This is a genomic window from Megasphaera cerevisiae DSM 20462 (assembly GCF_001045675.1).
Classification (GTDB): Bacteria; Bacillota; Negativicutes; order Veillonellales; family Megasphaeraceae; genus Megasphaera; species Megasphaera cerevisiae.
This window is the reverse complement of sequence record NZ_LEKT01000007.1, coordinates 39964-63969: the sequence shown is the minus strand read 5'-3', so window position 1 is coordinate 63969 and position 24006 is coordinate 39964. Positions and strand designations below refer to the sequence as shown.

23 protein-coding genes are annotated in these 24006 nt (G+C 46.1%); 14 read left to right on the top strand and 9 right to left on the bottom strand.

Going from position 1 to position 24006, the window contains the following annotated elements; all coding sequences use genetic code 11:
• Positions 1-168: 168 nt before the first annotated feature.
• Positions 169-1125: a helix-turn-helix transcriptional regulator gene (locus AB840_RS03585; RefSeq protein ID WP_143742675.1), complete on the bottom strand. Its 957-nt coding sequence runs from the start codon at positions 1123-1125 to the stop codon at positions 169-171.
• Positions 1126-1597: 472 nt separating this feature from the next.
• On the opposite strand from AB840_RS03585, the gene AB840_RS15755 reads away from it, so the two are divergent.
• The 6 genes from AB840_RS15755 (at position 1598) to AB840_RS03550 (ending at position 6406) form a co-directional block, all read left to right on the top strand.
• Positions 1598-2761: a hypothetical protein gene (locus tag AB840_RS15755; protein ID WP_143745042.1), complete on the top strand. Its 1164-nt coding sequence runs from the start codon at positions 1598-1600 to the stop codon at positions 2759-2761.
• Between the two features lie 354 nt (positions 2762-3115).
• The gene (locus tag AB840_RS03570; protein WP_048513454.1) at positions 3116-3793 is read left to right on the top strand and encodes a P-loop NTPase family protein; all 678 of its coding nucleotides are present in this window, start codon (positions 3116-3118) and stop codon (positions 3791-3793) included.
• A 28-nt stretch (positions 3794-3821) separates the two neighbouring features.
• On the top strand, positions 3822-4031 hold the full coding sequence (locus AB840_RS03565; protein ID WP_048513453.1) for an indolepyruvate ferredoxin oxidoreductase subunit alpha: 210 nt from the start codon (positions 3822-3824) through the stop codon (positions 4029-4031).
• Between the two features lie 21 nt (positions 4032-4052).
• Positions 4053-5120 (top strand): 3-methyl-2-oxobutanoate dehydrogenase subunit VorB, encoded by a 1068-nt coding sequence (locus AB840_RS03560; RefSeq protein ID WP_048513452.1) that lies wholly within the window; start codon positions 4053-4055, stop codon positions 5118-5120.
• Position 5121: 1 nt separating this feature from the next.
• A complete protein-coding gene (locus AB840_RS03555) occupies positions 5122-5865 on the top strand; it encodes a thiamine pyrophosphate-dependent enzyme (RefSeq protein ID WP_048513451.1) in 744 nt (247 codons plus the stop codon).
• 1 nt (position 5866) lies between these two features.
• A complete protein-coding gene (locus AB840_RS03550; protein ID WP_048513450.1) occupies positions 5867-6406 on the top strand; it encodes a 2-oxoacid:acceptor oxidoreductase family protein in 540 nt (179 codons plus the stop codon).
• A 133-nt stretch (positions 6407-6539) separates the two neighbouring features.
• On the opposite strand, the gene AB840_RS03545 is transcribed toward AB840_RS03550, so the two are convergent.
• The 4 genes from AB840_RS03545 to AB840_RS03530 all read right to left on the bottom strand — a co-directional run bounded on the left by AB840_RS03545 (position 6540) and on the right by AB840_RS03530 (position 11468).
• The gene (locus AB840_RS03545) at positions 6540-7640 is read right to left on the bottom strand and encodes a phosphonoacetaldehyde reductase (protein WP_048513449.1); all 1101 of its coding nucleotides are present in this window, start codon (positions 7638-7640) and stop codon (positions 6540-6542) included.
• Positions 7641-7672: 32 nt separating this feature from the next.
• Positions 7673-8830 carry a 2-aminoethylphosphonate aminotransferase gene (locus AB840_RS03540; RefSeq protein ID WP_048513448.1) on the bottom strand — a complete coding sequence of 386 codons (1158 nt, stop codon included), beginning with the start codon at positions 8828-8830 and terminating at the stop codon, positions 7673-7675.
• A gap of 28 nt (positions 8831-8858) precedes the next feature.
• Positions 8859-10196 carry an MFS transporter gene (locus AB840_RS03535; RefSeq protein WP_048513447.1) on the bottom strand — a complete coding sequence of 446 codons (1338 nt, stop codon included), beginning with the start codon at positions 10194-10196 and terminating at the stop codon, positions 8859-8861.
• Between the two features lie 351 nt (positions 10197-10547).
• Positions 10548-11468 (bottom strand): LysR family transcriptional regulator, encoded by a 921-nt coding sequence (locus AB840_RS03530; RefSeq protein WP_072061745.1) that lies wholly within the window; start codon positions 11466-11468, stop codon positions 10548-10550.
• Between the two features lie 831 nt (positions 11469-12299).
• Here AB840_RS03530 and AB840_RS03525 point away from each other — a divergent pair.
• The 8 genes from AB840_RS03525 (at position 12300) to trpA (ending at position 20422) form a co-directional block, all read left to right on the top strand.
• Complete coding sequence (locus tag AB840_RS03525; RefSeq protein ID WP_171969691.1) at positions 12300-13595, top strand: SLC5/6 family protein; 1296 nt, start codon at positions 12300-12302, stop codon at positions 13593-13595.
• A 388-nt stretch (positions 13596-13983) separates the two neighbouring features.
• Complete coding sequence (trpE, locus tag AB840_RS03520) at positions 13984-15453, top strand: anthranilate synthase component I (protein ID WP_048513446.1); 1470 nt, start codon at positions 13984-13986, stop codon at positions 15451-15453.
• The gene (locus tag AB840_RS03515) at positions 15450-16031 is read left to right on the top strand and encodes an anthranilate synthase component II (protein WP_048513445.1); all 582 of its coding nucleotides are present in this window, start codon (positions 15450-15452) and stop codon (positions 16029-16031) included. Before trpE ends, AB840_RS03515 begins: the two co-directional genes overlap by 4 nt.
• A 12-nt stretch (positions 16032-16043) precedes the next feature.
• Positions 16044-17054, top strand: coding sequence for an anthranilate phosphoribosyltransferase (gene trpD / locus AB840_RS03510; protein WP_048513444.1), 1011 nt, complete (start codon positions 16044-16046; stop codon positions 17052-17054).
• Between the two features lie 14 nt (positions 17055-17068).
• Positions 17069-17857 carry an indole-3-glycerol phosphate synthase TrpC gene (trpC, locus tag AB840_RS17735; protein ID WP_048513443.1) on the top strand — a complete coding sequence of 263 codons (789 nt, stop codon included), beginning with the start codon at positions 17069-17071 and terminating at the stop codon, positions 17855-17857.
• Positions 17850-18461, top strand: coding sequence for a phosphoribosylanthranilate isomerase (locus AB840_RS17730; protein WP_048513442.1), 612 nt, complete (start codon positions 17850-17852; stop codon positions 18459-18461). The genes trpC and AB840_RS17730 overlap by 8 nt, the downstream gene beginning before the upstream one ends.
• 1 nt (position 18462) lies before the next feature.
• Complete coding sequence (gene trpB / locus AB840_RS03495) at positions 18463-19647, top strand: tryptophan synthase subunit beta (RefSeq protein WP_048513441.1); 1185 nt, start codon at positions 18463-18465, stop codon at positions 19645-19647.
• Positions 19640-20422, top strand: a complete 783-nt coding sequence (gene trpA / locus AB840_RS03490) for a tryptophan synthase subunit alpha (RefSeq protein ID WP_048513440.1) — start codon at positions 19640-19642, stop codon at positions 20420-20422. The genes trpB and trpA overlap by 8 nt, the downstream gene beginning before the upstream one ends.
• A gap of 304 nt (positions 20423-20726) precedes the next feature.
• Here the strand turns inward: trpA and AB840_RS03485 are convergent, their stop codons facing one another.
• From AB840_RS03485 to amrS, 4 genes are all read right to left on the bottom strand, one after another.
• A complete protein-coding gene (locus AB840_RS03485) occupies positions 20727-21053 on the bottom strand; it encodes a cupin domain-containing protein (protein WP_048513439.1) in 327 nt (108 codons plus the stop codon).
• A 102-nt stretch (positions 21054-21155) separates the two neighbouring features.
• On the bottom strand, positions 21156-21479 hold the full coding sequence (locus AB840_RS03480) for a cupin domain-containing protein (RefSeq protein ID WP_048513438.1): 324 nt from the start codon (positions 21477-21479) through the stop codon (positions 21156-21158).
• 195 nt (positions 21480-21674) lie between these two features.
• Positions 21675-22982: an NPN-dependent 2-hydroxyacid racemase, LarAH10 family gene (gene larAH10, locus AB840_RS03475; RefSeq protein ID WP_048513437.1), complete on the bottom strand. Its 1308-nt coding sequence runs from the start codon at positions 22980-22982 to the stop codon at positions 21675-21677.
• Between the two features lie 171 nt (positions 22983-23153).
• A complete protein-coding gene (gene amrS / locus AB840_RS03470) occupies positions 23154-24005 on the bottom strand; it encodes an AmmeMemoRadiSam system radical SAM enzyme (protein ID WP_048513436.1) in 852 nt (283 codons plus the stop codon).
• Position 24006: the final 1 nt, after the last annotated feature.

Genomic DNA, 24006 nt, shown 5'->3' with positions numbered 1-24006 from the left:
AAAAATAATAATATAATAGAAAAAATCATGCGGAAGCAGTATCTGTTTTCGCATGATTTTTTTTGCTGTTTCTCAACAGGATTCAAGAAGGCCGCTATATAATACTGAAGATACGGCTGCGACAATAGAGATAGCGTATGTGTTGCGGCTGTATTTTTGCGGCACGAGCTATTGCGGTTTATTTTTCATATAGCTGGTCAGCGCGGTCCGATTGGGGATGCCGAGCTTCGTATATATACGGCTCAGCGTCTTTTTGATGGTGACTTCAGCGACGTTTAGGTCGCGGGCAATATCCTTATTGGTTATACCGGCTGTAACAAGTGTGGCAATATAGTGTTCTCGCTCTGATAAATACGGTATATCTCTGCCGGCTTTGACCATGCCGCGGATATTTGCCAGCGAGTCAGTCATGGAAAGCGTCCGTATTTCTCTTATAAATTTGAGATGAAACCGTTCTCTCATCAGCTTGGACAACAGGGGTTCTATATATTCCATATGTTCGGCAAAAGGCATAATGATATGATCCGGAATAGCCAGATCGATGGCTTGTTTTAAAAATTTTCCCGCCTTTTGTGGTGCATTCAGATAATGAAACGCAATGGCCGCAAATAAAGATTCGTATATGGCGATGAGAATATAGGATGCTGCGATGGCGTCGTCAGTGTGTTTTTGAGCATATTGCGAGACCTTCGTATAGGATCCCCTGGCCAGCAGCAGACGGTCATGAATAAGCTGCGCAAAAGGCTGACAGGGAGCAAAAAATGTACTGCGTTGCATTGCCTGCAGGGAGTTTTCTATTTGTTCCTCAGAAGGCTCTGTCAAGGCGATCAAAAAAGATTGACACAGAGACGCCATATTTAGATAAAAGGAAGAAAACGTATCCGGAATAAACCGGTGAAATTGGTGCATGGCATCAGCAAAGCTTTCTTTGGAGCCGTAAAAAGCTGCCAGGCGGGCTTGAAAAAATAAAGAGGAAAGAAGAGTTCCCGATTGCAGGCGGACATCAGAACCGTGAATCGTAAACATTTCCAGCTCATGCTGCGCCTGATCAGGATGCCCCGTCAGATAATACCATTCCATTCGAATAATGCGGTTCCAAAGCAGCGCATTTTCCTGTGTGTACAAGGTATGCAGGCTTTTCAAAAAGCCTTGGAGCTGACGGAGTTCGGTATGAAGACTGCCTGGCCGCTGATGATACAGGCTTAATGCAGAAGGTGATTCCGGTGAATGCCAGCGGCACCATCAGCATTGTGGGCAAATTGCACACGACAGACGGCATTAATATGCGTGCGGCGCATATTAATATCGGCACCAGTGAAGATGGAAAGACGGTCAATAAAGATGCACTTCTGAAAACAGGAGTGACAGATTTTAGCGACCTGGTCAATATTACCAGCAACGGCAGCATAGTAACCAATGAGGGACTTGGCAAAAATTTAACAGTATCAAAAACACAGGCTGGTGATATTGTGTTGTCGGCGATTGCTACAGAGCGCAATGCGAAAGACAGCATCTTCGACGGTTCCACTACGGATAATAATATGGTTCATGCGTCTGTTGTGAACAAGGGAAGGGGACTGTTACTGCGGCAGGAAACGTGGATATTTCGGCGACGGCCAGCAGCGGTGCGGAATACGAAAAATATTTTACCGATGAAGGCGGGACGACGGCTGACGAATTGGCTGTTTGGGGACAGATCGTCAATTCGTCAGCCGATGTGGCTATTGACGGGAATGTAACGGGCCAGCATGTGGATATTGCGGCAAATAGTGAAAACAGCTTTATCAGCGCTGGCAAAATCGATGCTGATTTAGGAAAGATCAATGCGGCTATCGGCACAGTGACTGTCAATATAGATGGTGCTTATGCTGTTTTGGGAGGAGAAGCCAACGTTACGATCGGCAAGGATGCGGCAGTAGAAGCTACGGCTGCCGATACGGTTGATACAACCGGAAAGGTTACAGAAAAGGCGTTGAATATTAGCGCGCAAAGCACGGTAAAGGCCGGTGTTGGCGCTTCGACATCAGCCATAAAATTTGCGAATATCAAACATTCCGGAGTTGTGCCGGCGGCTGACGCGGCATATGCTAAGACGACGAATACTGCGAATGTTGTTGCAGGTACTGTCAAATCAGCGGGCAGCGCGGCGGTTGCGGCAGATGTTCAGACCCAGCTGGACGCTGCGGCCGTGGATCAAACGACGCAGGTTGGCGGTAATGTAAACGATACCACGGCAATTAATGCCGCTATCGTGATTGCTGATGGCAGCAACAGCAGTAAGGTGGAATTTGCGGATACGGCAAAGGCCACAGAAATCAGCGGTGATCTGGATATAGGCGCTGCCAGTATCAATAGCGTGGACACGCAGGCCTTGGTCAAGGGAAAGGAAAGTTCCATTGCAGCCACCGCGGTCAATGTGACGAACTACACCGGCACGGCCGATGTTGAGGTAGGCAGCGATCAGCTGCCGGCTATCGTCATTCTGGACAGCAGTATCTATGGCATGATTCGTATTCTCGTGGCGCCTCAGGCACTTCGCAAAGAAACGGAGCTGGCCGTTTTGCAGTTGATCAACGGCTATAATAAAAAATATAAATCTTTCAAATATTACTTAGATGATGATGGTGCTCTGGCTCTTGACACGTGCGTTCTCTTTAAAGAAGGGGAAGCCGACGGTGATTTGATTTATGCAATGTTTGAGGTCATTATCAATTATTTGAACGAATCGTATAAAAATATTATGAAAACACTTTGGAGCTAAAATATACAAAAAACGACATATAAAATCAATTACAGTGTATTTGAAAAACAACAGAAGCCGCATCTTCAAGGTGCGGCTTTTTTATTCTTTCGTAAAATAGTCATGTATGTATTTTATGAATAAATAATGTAGTGAATAGATAGAATACGCATAGGATGAACGTTTTACTTGAAAAAGTCTTGATAAAAAAATAGTTTGGATGTACAATATAAATAACAAATACGCATTAAAAAAATTACATTATAACATTATAACGACGGCGTTAAAAAAATAATAAATGGTTTTTGTATGATTAAAAATAGAAAGAATAAGAATATTTTTACAAAAATAGTAATATGAAAGGTGCCGTATATCATGAGTAGTTGGGTGGATATTTCACGTCTTACGGTTATCGTGGGACATTTCGGAAGCGGGAAAACAGAAATAGCGGTAAACATGGCAATGGCGCTGGCTGATCTGGGACATGCGTTTGCTGTGGCGGATCTGGATATTGTAGATCCATATTTTCGTTCCCGGGAATGCAAAAGCATTATCGAGGAACGGGGCGGACGGCTGATTGCCAGTTCCCAGGCCAATATGGATGCCGATATGCCATCTATGCCGCCGGATGTATTTGCCTTGTTTGATACCCCCGAGCTGTATGGTATTCTGGATATTGGCGGTGATCCCGCTGGTGCCAGAGTGTTGGCTCGGTATCGCCACCAGCTGCAGCAGAACAGTGCCCGAGTCCTTTGTGTTGTCAATGGAAACCGTCCTTTGTCAGATACGCCGGAGAAAGCAGTCCAGTATATCCGTGACATAGAAAGGGCCTCAGGTATGAATATAGATGGGCTTATTAATAATACACATTGCTGCTATCTGACGGAATTGGAAGATATCCGTTCAGGGGCCCAATTGGCTGAACAAGTGTCGGTATTGACCGGAATTCCTGTTGTTTGTCACGCTGTTCCCCGCAAACTGGCAGAACAGGCTTCCGATTTTGTATATCCTGTGTTCCCTATGAATTTGTACATGAAAAAACCGTGGGAATGACCCCGCAAAGAAAGGAGACGTTATAGGTATGGCAATGCATTTAACTTTCAGAAAAGAGCGTTGTAAGGGGTGCGGACTCTGCATCACCGTCTGTCCCAAACAGATTTTAGCTTTGGAAGAAGGCACGAATATCAAAGGCTATCGCCCGGCATCTTGTACGGATGAATCACTGTGCATCGGTTGTGCGAGCTGCGCGAGGATTTGTCCGGATTCTATCATTACTATTGAAAAAGACTGAGAAAAGGAGTGAAGTTTTTCCATGAAAAGAGAAATTTGGAAGGGCAGTGAAGCCATAGCCGAAGCCGCTATTCGTGCCGGCTGTCGTGGCTTTTTCGGTTATCCGATTACGCCTCAAAATGAAATTCCCGAATATATGTCCCACAAGATGGCTGAAGCAGGCGGTGTTTTTGTACAAGCCGAATCTGAAGTTTCCGCTATCAATATGGTATATGGTGCTGCCGGCGCGGGGGTGCGCTGTATGACCTCCTCGTCTTCCCCTGGTGTCAGCCTGAAGCAGGAAGGAATCAGTTATATGGCTGGCGCAAAACTGCCGGCTGTTATCGTCAATGTGATGCGCGGCGGTCCGGGGCTGGGTTCTATCCAGCCGTCACAGGCCGATTATTATCAGGCTACAAGAGGCGGCGGCAACGGTGATTACCGGACTCCCGTACTGGCACCGGCCAATCTGCAGGAAGCTGTTGACCTGGTCCAGGAGGCATTTGATATTGCCGATCAGTACCGTACGCCGGTTATGATCCTGGCAGACGGCCTCATTGGTCAGATGATGGAACCAATCGTATGGCATGATATTCCGAAACGGGATCTGCCGCCTAAAACATGGGCTGCAAATGGCCGCGGTGATCGTGATCACAATAATTTCATCAATTCCCTGCTGATTGATGCCCCTGCTTGTGAAAGGCATAATCAGGAATTGCTGGAAACATACCATTATATTGAAGAACATGAAGTGCGCTGGGAAGAATTGATGACAGAAGACGCGGAAATTGTTATTACAGCTTATGGTACGCCTGCTCGTATTGCGATTACGGCTGCGGAAAATCTTCGTAAAAAAGGCATCAAGGCCGGTGTATTCCGTCCGATTACGCTGTGGCCGTTCCCCTTTAAACGGCTGAAAGAAATTGCGTCTCAGGATTCTGTAAAGGTATTGCTGGATGTGGAAATGAGTACAGGGCAGATGCTGGATGATGTCAATTTGGCAGTCGCAGAACGGAAGCCGGTCAAATTCTATGGCCGCTATGGCGGAGTGATTCCTACCGTTTCTGAAATTGAGGCGGCGGCAGAAGCAGCTTGTGGGGAGGTAAAATAAGATGAAGACGATCTATGCCAAGTCAAAAGGACTGCAGGATACGGAGCTCCATTATTGCCCCGGCTGCAGTCATGGTATTGTACATAAATTAGTGGCGGAAACCCTCGAGGAAATGGATGCCGTCGGTACGACTATCGGCGTCTGCCCCGTTGGCTGTTCCGTTTTCGCAGGAAATTATTTTGCCTGTGATATGATCGAAGCGTCTCATGGCCGCGCGCCGGCTGTGGCGACGGCTGTGAAGCGGACACATCCTGACGTGCCCGTATTCACCTACCAGGGCGACGGTGATTTGGCCTCCATCGGGGCGGCTGAAATCGTCCATGCGGCTATGCGCGGTGAAAAATTCACCACAATTTTTATCAATAATGCTATTTATGGCATGACGGGCGGCCAGATGGCGCCGACGACGCTGATCGGCCAGCGGGCTACGACAGCACAGTCGGGCCGTACGCAGCAGCAGGCTGGTATGCCTATGCGTGTATCAGAAATGTTGTCTACCCTGGATGGCCTTGTTTATGCAGAACGTGTATGCGTAGTTGATATCCCACATCTGATGAAAGCTAAAAAAGCGATTAAAAAGGCATTTCAACGACAAATGAATGGCGATGGATTTACCTTTGTCGAAGTACTTTGTGCTTGTCCGACAAACTGGGGCATGGATATTCATGAATCCAATAAGTGGCTCATGGATAACATGGCAGCATATTATCCTCTTGGTGTAATCAAAGATGCGGAGGTGAAATAATATGAAACATGAAGTCATCCTCTCCGGTTTTGGCGGTCAGGGCGTTATGTCAATCGGTAAAAACCTGGTTGAAGCAGGTGTAGAAGAAGATTTGCAGGTTTCATGGGTTCCGTCTTACGGTCCGGAAATGCGCGGCGGCACTGCAAACTGTACCGTCATTATCAGCGATGAACGCATTGGGTCTCCTCTGGTGGAGCATCCTTCGGAAATAGTGGTTATGAACCGGGCGGCGTTGGCTAAATTTGGTCCGCAGGTACAGCCTGGCGGCACAATTTTTATCAATAGCAGCATTGTACCTGATACAGTGGATCGTAGTGATGTGCAGGTGCATTATGTGCCATGTGATGATATTGCCCGTGAATTGGGAAATTCCAAGGTTAGCAATATGGTTATGCTCGGTGCTTATGTTGCGGCTACTAAGGTGCTGCAGGTAAAAACGATTGAAAATATGATTCATGAAATGTTTACAGGAAAGAAGGCCAAATTAGTGCCTCTGAATATGGATGCACTGCAGCGCGGCATTGCCTGCGTTGAAAGGTAGCCTATACAGCGTCAGAATCTATATGGTTGCGCAACTCCTTTTGCTGAACCTCTGGTGAAAACAGACCGCCGTGTTGACAGTACGACACGGCGGTCTGTTTTTTGTATCTCACGTATTATTTTTTGCTTTCGGATCAAGTACGGGACAGCATATTTTGGTAGATAACGTGCAGGTCATGGGACCGCAGGGCAACGGGATTATTAGACAGGCGCTGCAGATTGACGAATGCGCAAAGGAGCTCCAGCTCGTCTGCAGATTGCAGCTGTGGAACGGTCATATCCAGTTTTTTCAGCAGCGTCCTCAAAAAGAGAATCGCGGCCTCTGGAGACGGCTGACCTAAATGCCTGGCGATTTTTTGAAAGCCGGTAATCGTATAGTCTGCGCCGCGGGGATCTGTGACCTGATCCATGTGGGTCAGCATATATTTCCATAATGCAGGCAAGCACAGTCCTACGGCGTGCCCATGCGCGATACCGTATAAACTGGTCATTTTATAGCTCATGGCATGTGCTGCTGTTGTTGTTGTCATATCGATAGCCTTGCCAGCCAAATGTGCTGCTTTTAGCATTGCCGCGTTGCCGCCGGCAGTATTTTTCAGATATGCCGGATAGGCGGCAAACCATTTTTGGAGGGCAGCAGCAGCAAAGTTACGGCTTTCTTCTGTTGCGTGAACAGACCAAAAGGATTCGATGGCATGCCCCAGGGCATCCAGCATAGTTGCCTTGCGCTGGTATGCCGGCAGCCCTGTAAGCAATTCCGGATCCATCACGACATAGTCCGGTGTCAAACTGGTGTCGGCTATGGAATATTTTTTTCCCTGATAATAAATGACCGCAAAATGTGTTGCTTCACTGCCGGTACCGGCAGTCGTTGGAATCGCCAAATGGGGAATAGCATTAGGAATGATGCTTTGCTTGATATACGGAAGGTCTGTTTTCATGTTATAAAAGGCCTTAATGCTTTTGGCCACATCTATAGGACTGCCGCCGCCGATGGAAATCAACATGTCACAGTGCCGGTCTTGGAAAAGCTGCAGACCGTTGAGCACAGATTCGTATCGGGGATTTGGCTCATAGTCGTGAAACGGGACAGCAGACAGGGCGCTGGTGTGCAGCAGCTGGTCGTAGGCCGGATTTTTCATAAAAGAATGACCGCATATGACCAAAGGCTGCCGGCATCCCGCGTGTGCCGCTGTCTGCAGAATTGCACTGCAGATATCTGTTGTAGCTGTCACGATACATACTCCTTTCCGAAAAACGCAGTAGATTATGTATTGTATTGGATCGGAATGGTCATTTTCATTTCCGACAGGATTTCCTTCATTGCCTGCCAGAATGCTTTAATATCTTCCGGATAAATGGCACCCAGCGAGCAGAGACGGAAGGTATGAAAGTCGGATACCTTGCCGGGATAAATCGTAAAGCCCTTAGCGTACAGCGAGTCATGCATTGTTTCAAAGGTGAAGTTTGGATCGTCCGGGTAGAGAAGCGCCAGTACCAGATGAGATTGAAATTCCTTGTTGATCAGCGGCTTAAAGCCGAATTTTTCCGCTCCCTGCACCAGTTCTTTCCATATTGCCTGATGGCGTTTCCACTTTGCCTGTTCTCCCTCGGCGAAATATTCTTTGATGCCCTGCAATGCGGCGTAAATAGTTTGCACTGGCGGGGTGAAATGCATTTCTCCCTTATCTCGGATAAAGCTGTACTGCATGTACAGATTCGTGTAATAGGAACGAGTGGGATAATTTTTGGATTCCTCCAGCATCTTTGTATTACCGATTACAAAAGAAAGGCCGGTCATTGCCATGATGCCTTTTTGGGCAGAGGCCATGATAAAGTCCAAATTGTCTGTTTCCAAGTTAATAGGAACCATGGCGTAAGAAGATGTTGTATCGGCAATCATGGTGCAGCCGTGGTCGTGCGCGGCCTTGCCTATTTCACGAATAGGATTGAGCACGCCGGTGCCTGTTTCGTGATGGCAGCAGTATACGACGGCAATTTCGTGGTCTGTGTCCTGGTGCAGTACTTCGGCGACCGTATCCGCATCAATTGGTTTAGTGTATGAAGATTTTAAGTCGATGTGATTGATGTGGTAATACCGGCATACATCGACGGCACGGCTGGAATATGAGCCATTATTCAGTATGAGTATTTTCTTTCCTTCCGGAACCAGGGAGTTGACGCAGGCATCTATATTCAATGTGCCGGAACCGCAGAATAAGACGGCTGTATACGTGTCCGTGCTGCCATGCGCGATTTTGACGAGGGATTCTCCCAATTCCTTCATGACAGCACCGAATTCTTTTTCACGGGGGCATATATCGGGAACAACCTGTGCGTATTTAACGGTGTCAGTCGTTGTAGCCGGACCGGGGTTCAATAATACGTTTCTTTTGATTTTTGGTAATACAGTACAATCCAACATGAAAATTCCTCCTTAAATAATGACCGGGTTATATAATTGTGGATGCCTTTTGGCCTTGATCTATGCCGGCCGGTGCGGCATCTTTTGTATTTCCAGCTGCGGCGACCGATAAGACCGCCATGGCAGCGCAGACTATAGTAATGGCGGCAAACAGCATGGACCAGCTGCCGCTGCCGAGGAATAAACCGAAAACAATGGCTTGTATGGCAGCGCCTAAATAGGCTGTAAAATCCAGAATACCACTGGCTGTACCAGCCAGCTGACGTCCGCCGATATCAATGGCAAAAGGCCATACAAGACCGTTAATGGCATATAAGAAAAAACCTGCCGTAAATAAGAGAATATCGATGATCCACATCGTTTGAGAAAACATGAACAGCAGTACTGCCAAACCGCCGGCGACAGAACATGTTAATACGGCGGGCAGACGGTCATTTCGACAGAGCTTATCGCTCAGTGCTGGAATAACCAACGTTCCGCAGCCCATGCCTACGGATAACAGCAAATTTTCCATGAGACCGTCTTTTATATCCATCCCCATTGTGTTCGTAAAATATAAGGGAATCCAGTTCAGAAGGCCATAGCGGGCAATGCTGCTCAAGGCAATAATCAGCAGCCATACGTCAAATTTCCATTCCTTTATAAGGTAGATATACGGATATAATTTGCTTTTTCCCCGCAGCGAGGCGTTTATTTTCAGCTCAGAAGCGGTGCTGGTCACATTGTCTGTGTATTCGGGCAGCCCGGCAGCGTGGGGTGTTTCTTTGATACCATAAGCGTATAGGACCGAGAGGATGACGGCAATCAGGGCGGGATAAAAAAAGGCGGCCCGCCAGCCAGCCTGGGGGATGACAGCAAATATGATTATGACGACACCCATGCAGACTGCTTGACCGAAGCCGGCAAAGCCGTTGGCAAAGCCGGCAGCAAAGCCCCGACGGTTGCTGGGCCACCATTTGGAGAGCAGGGACATGCCCGGAGCCCATGCCATAGATTGGAAATAACCGTTCAGGCCCCATAACAAGGCAATAACCAGCAAAGAGCTTTGAAACCCTATCAGCAGATTGGCCGCCGCGGATAAGATGACGGCACTGATAATAAATCGATTGATACCGATGATTTCTCCCAGTCGCCCGTTGATCAGATGACCGATACCGTAGGTCCAGAAAAAAACGGAGGATAATATACCGAGCTGAGTGGTGTTCCAGCCTTCTTCTGCCGCCATGAGCGGAAGCGCTGAACTCAAATTCAGCCGTCCGCAGTATAAGAAACAATATAAAATGGAAAATCCGAGCAGGACTTTCCAGGCGTATTTTTGAAACACAGTATATTGCCTTTCTGTATATCCGTACCTGTTATTTTTCATATCTCTCACCTTTCGTGTGTGGTATTTACAAAATGTTATATAAATAAAAGAATCCCTGAAAAACAAAGCAGCGCCGTTGCTGTGTCTTTTTAGGGATTCTTTTTATTATTTTACTGCATATTATTGCAATAAAAAGCTGAATATGATTTACATAATTTTTACAATTTGAATTGTATCATTCGTAAGAAAAATTGTCAATAATAAAATAAAAAAGTTTTTTTCTAAATTATAATGAAAAAAAGCAATGAAAAGTAAATAAAAATAAATTAGTGATATATATAAATATGGACATATCAAAAAAAATATTGCAATATATTGCAATATTGGATATAAGAAAGAGTAAGAAAAATATTATTTATAAGGCGCCAGTGAGGTACTGAGTTTGTTCATAAATAACAAGGCTTCTCGAGGCAGCACTATGTTTTTTAATTTGATCCAACCTACGGTCATCATGTCAACGGGAGATTTAAGTGGGATAGAACAGATATGTTGTCCGGAAATAGAAGGATGCAGCTGTCCTGTGCCGATGGTATAGGCATCGGTTGCGCTGATGATGCTGAACAACGCGGAACGGTCTGTTACATAAATGGATTGTTCTGATTTGATATCCGGGATCATAATCTCTTCTGAAAATTGACGGCTGTCCTGTCCCTGCTCGAATCGGATGTACGGATAGGTTTTGAGCTGCGCAATTGATAATTCGCCGCATTCGGCTAAAGGATGATTCTTATTGATATATACGCTGGGCGTGAAGCGGCAGAGTTCTATAAATTCAAGATCATTTTTGGTAAAGAGAGTATGCAGAAATTGTTTGGTCATGTAGGAGGTAAATAAGATGCCGATTTGGCTTTGCAGGGTAATAACATCTTGAATGACTTGGGAGGTTCGTCCTTCACGCAGTGAAATACTATATTTTTTTTCTGCCGGGATAGATTGAATATACCGTGTTAAAGCGTCAATGGTAAACATATAATGCTGCCCGGACAGGGATAATTGCAATTTGCAATGAGGGGCCACTCCTAAATTAAAATGATCACACAGCTGTCCCGTCTGACTGATAATACGGTTGGCAAAATGAAGAAATTCTAATCCGGCTGGGGTAAAGGAAATGCCGTGACGGTTTCGCTCCAACAGTGTAATATGAAATTCTTTTTCCAAATCCTTGATGGCGGTGCTCAGACTAGGCTGTGAAATTTCCAGTGTCTGTGCGGCTGCGGATATGGAATTGTGTCTCGATAATTCTACGATATATCTAAGTTGATGTAATGTCATACGAACTCTCCTCTGAATATATGCACACTCTATAGAGAATAGAGAAAATAAAGAGAAATAGTATTGAAATACATGCAGGCCGGTAAAAAAATATAAAAATAAACTTAATAATTCATGCGAAAAAATAATATTAAAATTAATAAAATATCATAATAATAAAATTTATATTTGTTATGAAATAGAAGATGTTACGGAAAGATAATAAGAAAATATTCAAATATGACTTTTTACAATGGACATATAATATAAAAAATGGGTTACTGTTTAGTACTTGTATGAGCAGGCGTACCAAAAATAAGATTGGAAAAATGCATATATTTTTATTAAAAGCACATAAAATATATAGTTAAAAACTATGGATGGAAGATGAGAAATGAATATTTTACAGTAAATAATTTCCATGATATACTCAAAACATAAAATAAAACGTTTAAGTTAATGGTTCTACCTTTATTATATCTTTAAATTGGATGATCATCAATGTACTTGTTATTTAGGTATGTATAGTAAAAATATATAATTATATATCATATATTAAGAAAAACAAGTGTTTGCATGTAAGAGAACACTTTTTTGAAAAGCATAAAATAATCCATTTATAAAAGACAAATTAACACAAAAATATTAATTTTAGCTGTGGAAGATGCTGCGGCTTACATGAAGGAGGTACAGGTTGGACATATTATAATCCAATAGTTGCAGCAGGACGGTGTGTGATGGGGAATGCAGATTTGTTCGTGAGGGGATCGTATTGCTGTAATACAGAATCATCTTGAGTAGTTTTTATGAATTTGTATTTCAATGTATTTATGATTTCAGGAGGTTAGTGAAATGAGTTCATCGGCAACGCTTGCACAGCAGGCAGGAATGACGGCGGTGGAATGGAAAACCGCTGTTCAGTTTGATAGTACGGATTGGGGCTGGATCATTATGAGTATCGGCATGGCTATCGGGGCGGGGATTGTATTCCTTCCTGTACAAGTCGGTCTGGTCGGCATTTGGGTATATTTGTTTTCTGCCATCATCGCATATCCGGCTATTTATTTTCTGCAGCGGCTATTCATTAATACACTGGCGGATGCACCGCGCTGTGACGATTATCCCAGCGTTATCAGCGGCTATCTTGGAAAAAACTGGGGTTTTTTACTGGGAATTTTGTACTTTCTCAGCATTCTTATTTGTGTCTTTATGTATTCGACGGCACTTACGAATGACAGTGCGTCCTTTTTGTATTCCTTTGGTGTGACGGATACGCTTGTTTCCGATAGTCCGTTCTATGGATTAGCTATTATATGTGTCATGGTACTGCTGGCTTCTCAAGGTGAAAAGCTGTTGTTTCGTATGTCTACGCTCATGGTTCTTACGAAACTTCTCGTCGTCATCTGTCTTGGCGGGATTATGGTACAGCATTGGAATGTTGCCAATATCGGTTTGTTTCCTGATTTGGGATTCTTGATCAAAAATACGATTGCCATGCTGCCGGTCACGTTGACATCTATTTTGTTTATTCCCAGCATTAGTCCTATGGTCATTTCTTATCGGGCGCATAATAAATCTATTTACGTGGCCCGTTATAAAGCTATGCGGGCTATGAAAATAGCCTTTGCCGTCCTTTTTATTACAATTTTCTCCTATGCCATGTCATTTAATCTGGCCATGGGACATGACCAGGCCGTAATGGCATATACGCAGAATATTTCTGCGCTGGCTATAGTGGCTCGCGGATTTGAAGGCAATGCTGTCAAAATATTCAGTCTTATTCTGAATATTTTTGCTGTCATGACTGCATTTTTCAGCGTATTTCTTGGTTTTCGGGAAGCCTGCCGGGGAATTGCTATGAATATGCTGCGCCGATTTATACCGGAAGAAAAAATTAATAAAAAGGCCGTACAGATCGGCATTCTCATTTTCGCTATTGCCGTATCCTGGGGAGCCATTATCCTCAATGCTCCCGTACTGAAATTACTGACACTTCTAGGACCTATTTTTGGTTTAATTGCCTGCCTGATTCCGGCGTATCTGGTATATAAAGTGAAGGCGCTAAATAAATACAAGGGAATTACCCTGATCCTCATTGTAGTTGCTGGTATATTGCTTATTATTTCTCCGTTTTTGGTATTTTTCTAAAAAATACAGGTACGTTAAACGATTGTCTTTGAAAATAAATCATTTCTGTCTTGACAAGATACTTGTTTCGGGGTATGATACAAAACAACAAATGAACACTGTCCATGAAAACCTTTGAAGCGGAAGTAAAAACAATGACGTGCACGTACAGAGAGCCGGGGTGATGAGAGCCGGCCGACGCAGCTTGTTAAATGGACCGCTGAGGGCGCAGCCAAAGGCTCAGGCCGAGTATTCTGCGACGTGAAGGCATACGTCAGTTGCCGGGAATATGTTGGTATTCCGTCGAGCGTAGGCGTATTGGCCTGAAACAAGGTGGCACCGCGGAGATTTGAATCCGTCCTTGACAAACTATTTGTCATGGACGGATTTTTTTTGCGGGAGGAAACTTATGAATACGATGTCCCTTGAACAAGTGAAGGCATATGCCAAAGAGTATAAAATTGTTCCGATCTGCCGCAGTATTTATGCGGATATACGGACCCCTGTCGAGGTTCTGCGGATTTTGAAACACATTAGTCCGCGCTGTTATCTTCTGGAAAGCATGGAGGATGCCAAGCGGTGGGGCCGGTATACTTTTTTAGGATATGATCCGCAGATGGAAGTGACCTGCAAGAATCATACAGTGCACTTGAAGGCCGGGACGGATGTGGCAGTCCAGACAGCCGAACCGGAGGAATTTATCCGTCAGATACTGGCAGATAATATATCTCCCAAGATTGAAAATCTGCCGCCTTTTACGGGTGGATTGGTCGGATATTTTTCGTATGATTATATCAAATATGCCGAACCGTCTTTGCGGATTGAGGCAGCTGATGACGAAAATATTCCTGATTTTGATTTGTTCCTTTTTGAAAATGTGATCGTGTTCGATAATTTGAAACAGCGAATTATGCTGATCTGCAATGTCCGTCTGGATGCGCCGGAGGAAAATTACAATAGGGCCATATTGGAAATGGATCGTATGGAACAGTTGCTCCGCGAAGGAAAAAAGACATCACCGGAACCGCTGCAACTGGAAGGCCCCTTCCACCCTTTGTTCACCAAAGAAGAATATTGTCGGATGGTGGAAAAGGGCAAGGAGTACATCCGAGAGGGCGATATTTTTCAGGTCGTTCTTTCTAACAGGATGGAGGCCACTGCCAGCGGCAGTTTATTTGATACATATCGCGTTCTGAGGACGGTAAATCCATCTCCGTACATGTTTTATTTCTCCGGTGACGATATAGAGATCGTCGGTTCGTCACCAGAAACATTGACGCGGCTGCAGGATGACACGCTGTTTACATTTCCGCTGGCAGGGACGCGCCCCCGGGGGGCCACGCCGGAAATGGATGAAACGCTGGAGCAGGAACTGCTTCATAATCCCAAGGAACTGGCAGAGCATAATATGCTGGTTGATCTGGGCCGTAACGATTTGGGACGAATCAGTGAATTTGGTTCTGTTCATGTAGAAAAATATTTGGAAGTTCTCCGATTTTCGCATGTCATGCATCTTGGTTCCACTGTAAAGAGTACCATACGATCCGGCAAAACGGCTGTCGATGCGATCGGTTCGGTTCTGCCGGCAGGGACGCTGTCCGGAGCTCCTAAGATCAGGGCCTGCCAGATCATAGACGAGCTTGAAGGTTGTAAACGGGGGATTTATGGCGGCGCTATCGGATATATTGATTTCACGGGGAATATGGATACGTGCATCGGCATACGACTAGTCTATAAAAAGGGAAAACGGATATTTGTCCGGGCCGGCGCCGGTATTGTTGCCGACAGCGTGCCTGAAAATGAATATGCAGAATGCCTGAATAAGGCTGGTGCTGTCATGACAGCAATCGCGCAGGCGGAGGGGGGAATAGATAAATGATCGTGTTGATTGATAATTATGATAGTTTTTCATATAATCTCTATCAGCTGCTGGGACAGTTTGATACACGGATTGCGGTAGTGCGAAATGATGAAAAGACTGTTGCGGAAATTGAAGCGATGGAGCCGGATCATTTGGTCATTTCACCAGGACCGGGCCGGCCGGCTGATGCGGGAATCTGTGAACAGGCGATACGCTGTTTTGCCGGAAAAATTCCTATCATGGGAGTCTGCCTCGGTCATCAGGCGATTTGCGAGGTCTATGGCTGTACGATTACGTATGCCAAACAGCTTATGCATGGTAAGCAGTCTGTGGCGGAGTTCCGTACAGACAGCCCTTTATTCAACGGTTTGCCTGAGAAAATAGATGTAGGGCGATATCATTCGCTGGCAGCGGATCCGGATACACTATCTGATGAACTGATTGTGTTGGCGGCAACGGCAGATAATGAAATCATGGCAGTCGGGCATAGGCGATATGCTGTATACGGCTTGCAGTTTCATCCGGAATCCATTTTGACTCCGGAAGGACCGATTATTATTCGGAATTTTTTGGATATGAAACAGGGTTGCTTATAGGGGGAGTAGATGATGATACAGGAAGCGACAGTAAAATTGATCCGGCATGAAAATTTAACGATGGAAGACACCATGCAGGTCATTGATGAGATTATGGGCGGGCAGACGACACCTGTGCAGACCGCAGCATTCCTGACGGCGTTGCAGGCCAAAGGTGCGACTATTACGGAAATTACGGCATGTGCCAAATCTATGCGGGACCATGCGACACCTGTTTCTGGTACGAAGGGGTTGCTGGAAATCGTCGGCACTGGCGGCGATCAATCGCAGTCTTTTAATATATCCACGACATCGAGCTTTGTCTGCGCTGCCGGCGGCTGCAAGGTTGCTAAGCACGGCAACCGGGCCGCGACGTCTAAAAGCGGCGCGGCAGATGTATTGGAAGCGTTGGGAGCTAATATCAGCCTGGATCCGGATAAATGCACGGCCCTTCTTCAAAAGGTAGGCTTTTGTTTCCTATTCGCGCAGCATTATCATAAGGCGATGAAGTATGTCGGGCCGGTACGAAAAGAACTGGGTGTACCTACGGTATTTAATTTGCTGGGACCGCTGACCAACCCTGCCCATGCGGATCATCAGGTTTTGGGAGTGTATGATGAAAGCCTGGTAGAACCGCTGGCTCATGTGCTGAGCGGCTTGGGTGTAAAACGGGGAATGGCTGTATACGGCATGGATAAAATGGATGAAATATCGGCGTCGGCGCCGACTAAGATTTGTGAGTTTGACGGTGATACATTTACAACCTATGAAATTGAGCCGGAACAGTTTCAGTTGATACGGGGATCAAAATCAGAAGTTGTCGGCGGGACACCGGCGGAAAATGCCGATATTACGCGGCAGATACTGAGCGGTAAGCCTGGTACCAAGCGGGTGGCAGTGGTATTGAATGCCGGAGCTGGCCTGTACATCGCAGGAAAAGCACCAACACTGGAGGCGGGAGTTCGCATGGCGGAACGGCTGATTGACAGCGGCGAAGCCTTGAACGTGTTAAATGCCTTTGTGGTCCAGAGCCATATCGCATAAAGGACGGTGATAGAATGATTTTGGATGATATTACAGCGGCTGTGGCCAAACGGATAGAACAAGATAAGCAGCGTATACCGCCGGAAGAAATGAAGCGAAGGGCCGCTGATGTAAAAGAAAAAAAAGACTTTCCTTTTGAACGGGCGTTGTCTCATCCGGGAATTTCCTTTATTTGTGAGGTTAAAAGAGCATCGCCGTCCAAGGGGCTGATTGCAGCGCAATTTCCGTATATGGATATTGCCCGGGAATATGAGGCGGCGGGTGCGGCAGCTATTTCTGTTTTAACGGAGCGTGATTATTTTCAAGGCAGCGGCCAATATCTGCAGCATATTGCGGCAGCGGTTGCGACACCGGTTATACGCAAGGATTTTATTCTGGATGCCTATCAAATTTATGAAGCGCGAGTCTGGGGCGCTTCGGCTATTCTTCTTATTTGCGCAATACTGGAGGACGAACGGCTGGTATCATTTTTTCATATTGCGGACTCTCTGGGGTTGTCTGTACTGGTAGAGGCGCATGATGCCGGGGAGATACAACGTGCTGTCCGATGCGGCGCCCGGGTGATCGGGGTCAATAACCGTAATCTCAAAAATTTTACCGTATCGCTGGATACAAGCTGCCGGCTGCGCCCGTTGGTTCCGAAAGAATGCCTTTTTGTCGCGGAAAGCGGCATCTGCACGGCAGCGGATGTTTCCTGCCTGCAGGATAATGGTGTCGACGCTGTACTTATTGGAGAAACGCTCATGCGCAGTCCTGACAAAAAAGCGATGCTGCATACGCTGGCTGGCGGCCGGCATGGTTAAGGTCAAGCTGTGCGGCATGAAACGAGCCTGTGATATCACATGGGCTAATGAATATATGCCGGATTATGTGGGGTTTGTATTTGCCGGGCAGAGGCGGCGTATTACGGATGAACAAGCAGTCTTCTTACGATCACGGCTGGATGCGCGGATACAGGCCGTCGGCGTGTTTGTTGATGCATCTCAGGAACGTATTGCGGCCTTGGTTCAAAACGGCGTCATACAGCTGGTACAGCTTCATGGTCATGAGGATGAAACGTATATTAAAAAGCTGCGCCGCCGCATTGCTGTTCCTATTATTCAGGCTTTTTCCGTAGCGTCCAGGCGGGACGCGGAGCGGGCGCAGCAAAGCGCCGCCGATTACATTTTGCTGGATCACGGCGCGGGCGGTACCGGCAGTTCCTTTAACTGGTCCGTACTGCGGGGCTTGCAGCGAGACTACTTTCTTGCCGGCGGTCTCAGTCCGGAAAATTCAGCGCAGGCTTTGCGATTGCGTCCGTACGCGCTGGATGTGAGCAGCGGGATTGAGAGTGAAGGCGTAAAGGACAGAGAAAAAATAAAACAATTTATGGCACAGGTGCGGCAGACTGTGCATCAGGAGGAATAGAATGAAAACAGGAAGATTTGGGCCCTTTGGCGGTCAGTACATACCGGAAACATTAATGAATGAGATACAGCGTTTGGATAAGGCGTACGCATACTATAAGAAAGATCCGGAATTTCAGGCGCAGTTAAAGGATTTGCTTGATAATTATGCTAACAGGCCGTCATTGCTGTATTATGCCGGTAAAATGACAGAAAATCTGGGCGGCGCTAAAATTTATCTGAAGCGGGAAGATTTAAATCATACAGGGGCCCATAAGATTAATAACGCGCTGGGTCAGTGCCTGCTGGCAAAAAAAATGGGCAAGACCCGGGTCATTGCCGAAACAGGGGCCGGGCAGCATGGTGTGGCTACCGCTACGGCAGCCGCATTTATGGGACTGGAATGCGAAGTATTCATGGGAGAAGTGGATACAATCCGGCAGGCACTGAACGTATACCGGATGGAATTGCTGGGGGCAAAGGTTCATGCTGTTACGTCAGGCACCCGGGTCTTGAAGGATGCTGTCAATGAAGCGATGCGGGAATGGGTAGGCCGTGTCGAAGATACGCATTATGTCATCGGATCCACTATGGGGCCTCATCCGTTTCCTATGATGGTGCGTGATTTTCAGGCCGTCATCAGTAAAGAAGCGCGTCAGCAGATTTTGGAAAAGGAAGGGAAACTGCCTAGCGTGGTTATGGCTTGCGTCGGCGGCGGTAGCAATGCTATGGGCATGTTCTATCATTTCATTGAAGATGCGAATGTCCGTCTCATCGGCTGTGAAGCAGCCGGGCGCGGTATCGACACACCGCAGCATGCAGCGACGATCGCTAAAGGTACGGTAGGGATTTTCCACGGCATGAAGTCCATCTTCTGCCAGGATGATCAGGGGCAGATCGACGAAGTATATTCTATTTCAGCCGGGCTTGACTATCCGGGTATCGGTCCGGAACATGCCTATCTGCACGACATTGGCCGCGCGGAATATATTCCGGTTAAGGATAATGAAGCTGTTGAAGCCTTTGAATATCTGGCGCGGACAGAGGGAATTATCTGCGCTATTGAAAGCGCCCATGCGGTGTATCAGGCCATGCAGATCGCTCCAAGGCTGAGCAGAGAAGAAAGCATTATTATCTGCCTATCCGGCCGCGGTGATAAGGATGTGGCGGCTATTGCAAGATATAAGGGGAGGGATTTGCATGAGTAAAATCGGCAATGCATTTAACAACGGCAAGGCCTTTATTGGTTTTTTGACGGCAGGTGATCCGTCGATTGAAAAAAGTTATGAATTTATCATGTCAATGGTACAGGCAGGCGCGGATCTGGTAGAAATCGGAATTCCCTTTTCGGATCCCATTGCAGAAGGCGTCGTTATTCAGGAGGCAAATATACGGGCTTTATCCGTCCATACGCGACTGGAGGATGTATTTCGTCTGGTAACGATGGTCCGTAAAGAATCTCAGGTGCCTTTGGTATTTCTGACCTATGTCAATCCGATTTATAATTACGGGAAGGATACGTTTTTTGCGAAATGTAAAGAAACCGGCGTAGACGGCGTGATTATCCCGGATATGCCTTTTGAAGAACGAGATGAATGCGCAGCAGAAGCTAAGATGCAGGGTATTGATATTATTTCTATGATTGCGCCTACCTCTAAAGACCGCATTCGGGAAATTGCCAGAATGGGGGAAGGATTTCTTTATATCGTATCTTCTATGGGAGTTACCGGTACGCGCAGTGAGATCAAGACGAATTTGAAGGATATAATTGATGTGGCACGGACGGAAACGCAGGTGCCTTGTGCTGTCGGGTTTGGCATCAACACGCCGGAGCAGGCTGAAAAAATAGCGGCAGTTTCAGATGGTGTCATTGTCGGCAGTGCGATTGTCAAAATCATTGCTAAATACGGAAATGATGCGGCGGCACCGATTTATGAGTATGTCTCGGCTATGAAAGGGGCAGCCATAAAGGGCGGCGCCTGATAAAAATAAGCAGCCCGGTTCAGCTGTGAGTCTGAACCGGGCTGGCACATAGAGAAAGACCGGCATGCACACGACATATGTATACCGGTCTTTTATGTTATAGGATTCATATTTATCTCGTTTTTGGTTCTGGTATCTTTAACCTCACTAAAAAAACATATACATTTGTTTTCTGCAATGGACTAATCTATCCCGAAAAACTAAAAACTATTCGAAAAGTTCGAAGTACTTGAAAATATTGATACGTTAATTCGTTATACATGTCAACGAACCTGATTGGTACGCATCCTCCTACCTTTTGTATTTAGTTGTAAATGACCAATGCGATAAAAACGAGGTTTTCGCTGCCCTTGTTTTCCAAGCTGTGGCCTTTTCCGTCCGGGGTATACGTGACATCTCCTGCCTTGACGGTTCGGATTACACCGTTATCGTCATATTCGCCCTCACCGGAAAGGATATAGTACGCTTCCGCATCGCCATGATGTACATGATAGCCCAAGGAACAGTCAGGTTCTAACGTCATTTCTGCAAAAATACGATTCTTGCTGTTCATTTGATCTTCCGTAAGAAGCGTATTCTTTACTATGTGTCCCTTACCGCCCATCATGTGTGGTACCACTTCTGTGTTCATTGGACTCACCTACTTTCTTATTTGTATTATAGCATGAAACAGTATATTTGTCATGCTTTTATATTAAATTATTATGATTTATATGCATAAAATATAAAAAAATTAATCGAATATGATCAGCGCCATAAATATCAGATTATCGTTTCCTACATTGTCGATAGAATGACCGTTGTTATGTATATAAATAGTGTCGCCCTTCATGAGCATGCGCATGACGCCGCTATCGTTATATGCGCCTGTTCCGGCCAGCACATAATAGGTTTCACTTTCCCCATAATGTTCATGATAACCCAGGGAACAGCCGGGCGGCAGCGTTACTTCGGCAAAAAGCGCAATCTTCCCGTTCATTTGTTTTTCATTGAGACATTCCTTGATCAGGGCATAGCCTTTGCCGCCCCAGGCATTATCCATTCTGGTAACCTTCATGCGTCTCGCTCCTTTTATGCAGAACAATTTGGACAATACATACTATTTTTTATAGTATAGCATAGATGAAATAATAAAAAACAATCGTAGTTGCACAATAATGGTAAAATTCTGTCCAAATAAAAAATCCTGCCCGAATATACCGTTTGAATTGCCTTGACAGTATACTCGAACAGGATTCACCTGTATATCGTATTAGGAATGGTCTTGGAGAATAGGCACAATTTTTGTGCAGTGCGGCATAATATTGATCGTATACTCCGTTTTTTCCTGTTCCTTTAATTTTTGCTGCGCCAGGTCCCAAGCTTCCTGAACCGTTGCTACGGGAATTTGACCGGTACGGCGGATATCGGCAAAGTTTTCCGGACGGGTGACGAGGATGACGGTGCAGCGATGACAGAAGCAAAATAATTTATAAGCAACAAAAAAAGGAATCGTAAATTTTGCGCGCAAGGCTTTTTCCATCTCTTCCGTGGAAGAATAGGTAAAACTTCCCATATAGGCCGGCGGTTCTTTTATATCGCGCGCTTCCATGATCGCAATGACGATGCCGCCGTCTTTGACGGCCATTTCTGCCGGGTCATAGCATTTACTGCCTTGGTAGAGACTGACGTCGTTGGGATATCCGCCGGCGCAGGCAAAGACCACGTCGGTTTTTTGTTTCATCGGGACTTCCTGGATCGTGAAAACCTCCCGGGTTCCTTCGAGCCATGCATCGTGCCAGTCCCCGCCTATCATGCGGCAGATCTCCCCATCGGCGTTGATTACGGAATGGACGAGGAAGCAGGGATTGATCATGCGGCAGGCCTCGATCATATCGTCATGGAGCGGATTGTGGTCTAAAACGGTCGCGCGGGTATGGGGATTGACACCGCCGCCGATCGTTTCAGCCAGGGCATGACAATGGTTGCGCTGAATTGTTTCATAACCGGATACGCCGGGCAGAATCAATTTTCGGCCGCCGCCGTAACCGGCAAAAAGATGGATAGTAATGCCATCTATAAGGATTACTTTATCCGCATCCACGACATGTTTATTAATTTTTAAAGGCGTGCCGAGTTTTGTTTTGCCAAGGTTGACAAGTGTCGGGTCTTGGCAGTTATGCTGATACGTTTTGATGCGTTGTAATACTTCCGCACCGCAGACGCGTTCGTCTTCTTCTGGTGTCTGTGCGCGATGTGAGCCTTGCGCAAAAACAATGCAGATATCAGAATCAGGAATGCCGGCATCGTTTAATTCGTTAATTATGTAGATGAGAAATTGGCTGGATTTATTCCACGTGCGGGTGACATCGGCTACGACCAGGCAGACCGAATCCCCCTTCTGCACCTTTTGCCGTAGCGGCTTACTGCCAATAGGATGGCGCATGCAGGTCAGCGTTGCTTGTTTTACATCTGCGGCGGGAATGTGTTTTCCCTCCATTATGTCAGAAATGTGTTCTTCCGGAAGGGAGACGCGCTGAAAAGTATCGCCAATACCAAAAGTAAATTCTTTTAAAGACATATATATCACCACTTCTTTTTTATTTGTATGAATATAAATTATAACACGCTGAACCGGTGCGGCAAGATAGCGTGAAAAACGATAATCGTTTAACGTCAGTATCGATTTTGAATAGTATATAATAGATTATGGTAATAAAAAAGCAGAAGGATTTGTTTTATATCCTCCTGCCTATATATTGCCAATGTATACGTAGCGCAGATGCCGTCGCGCTGCTGCTGCCAGTGTCTGCAGCAGGGTGACAGAGGTCGGCGGTGCTGTCATATGATATTGCGGAAAATACCGCGTAATGTGCAGCGGTATATCAGGCCGGACAGCGGCGAGCCAGGCTGACAGAGCATTCATTTCTGCCGGGGTGTCGTTGGCGCCGGGGATGATCAAAACCGTCACCTCTACATGACTTACTGCTGCCGCTAAGGTGATCGTGCGTTTTACAGGGTCTGCCGTGCCATGGCAATACTTTTGATAGAATGTATTGTAAAAAGATTTCAAATCAATATTCCAAGCGTCTATATAGTGCAGCAGCTTCTGCAGCGGTGCTTCTTCCAGATATCCGTTCGTTACCATGACGTTGTAAAGACCGGCGCAATGAATGAGCGGTGCTGTCTGGCAGATAAATTCATACCACATAGTAGGTTCATTGTAGGTATAGGCTAGGCCGAGATTGCCATTTGACTTTTGCTGAATGGCGATCTCAACGGTTTGTGCTGGCGTTATTTTCGTATAGTCCGGCCGTTTTTGAGATATTTGCCAATTTTGACAAAAAGAGCAAGATAGATTGCAGCCCCAGGAACCCAGCGACATGATCGCACGGCCTGGGTAAAATCTGCGAAGCGGCTTCTTTTCAACTGGATCCAGTGCAGCGGAAGTACATTCTCCGTAATTCAAAGCAAGGAGCGTACCATTATCGTTAAAACGGCTGTGACAAAGGCCGCTGGTTCGGTTAGCGAGTCGGCAGTGATGAGGACAAAGCCTGCAAATGACCTCATTGCCGCCGACTTTCTTGTAATATACAGCTTCCATC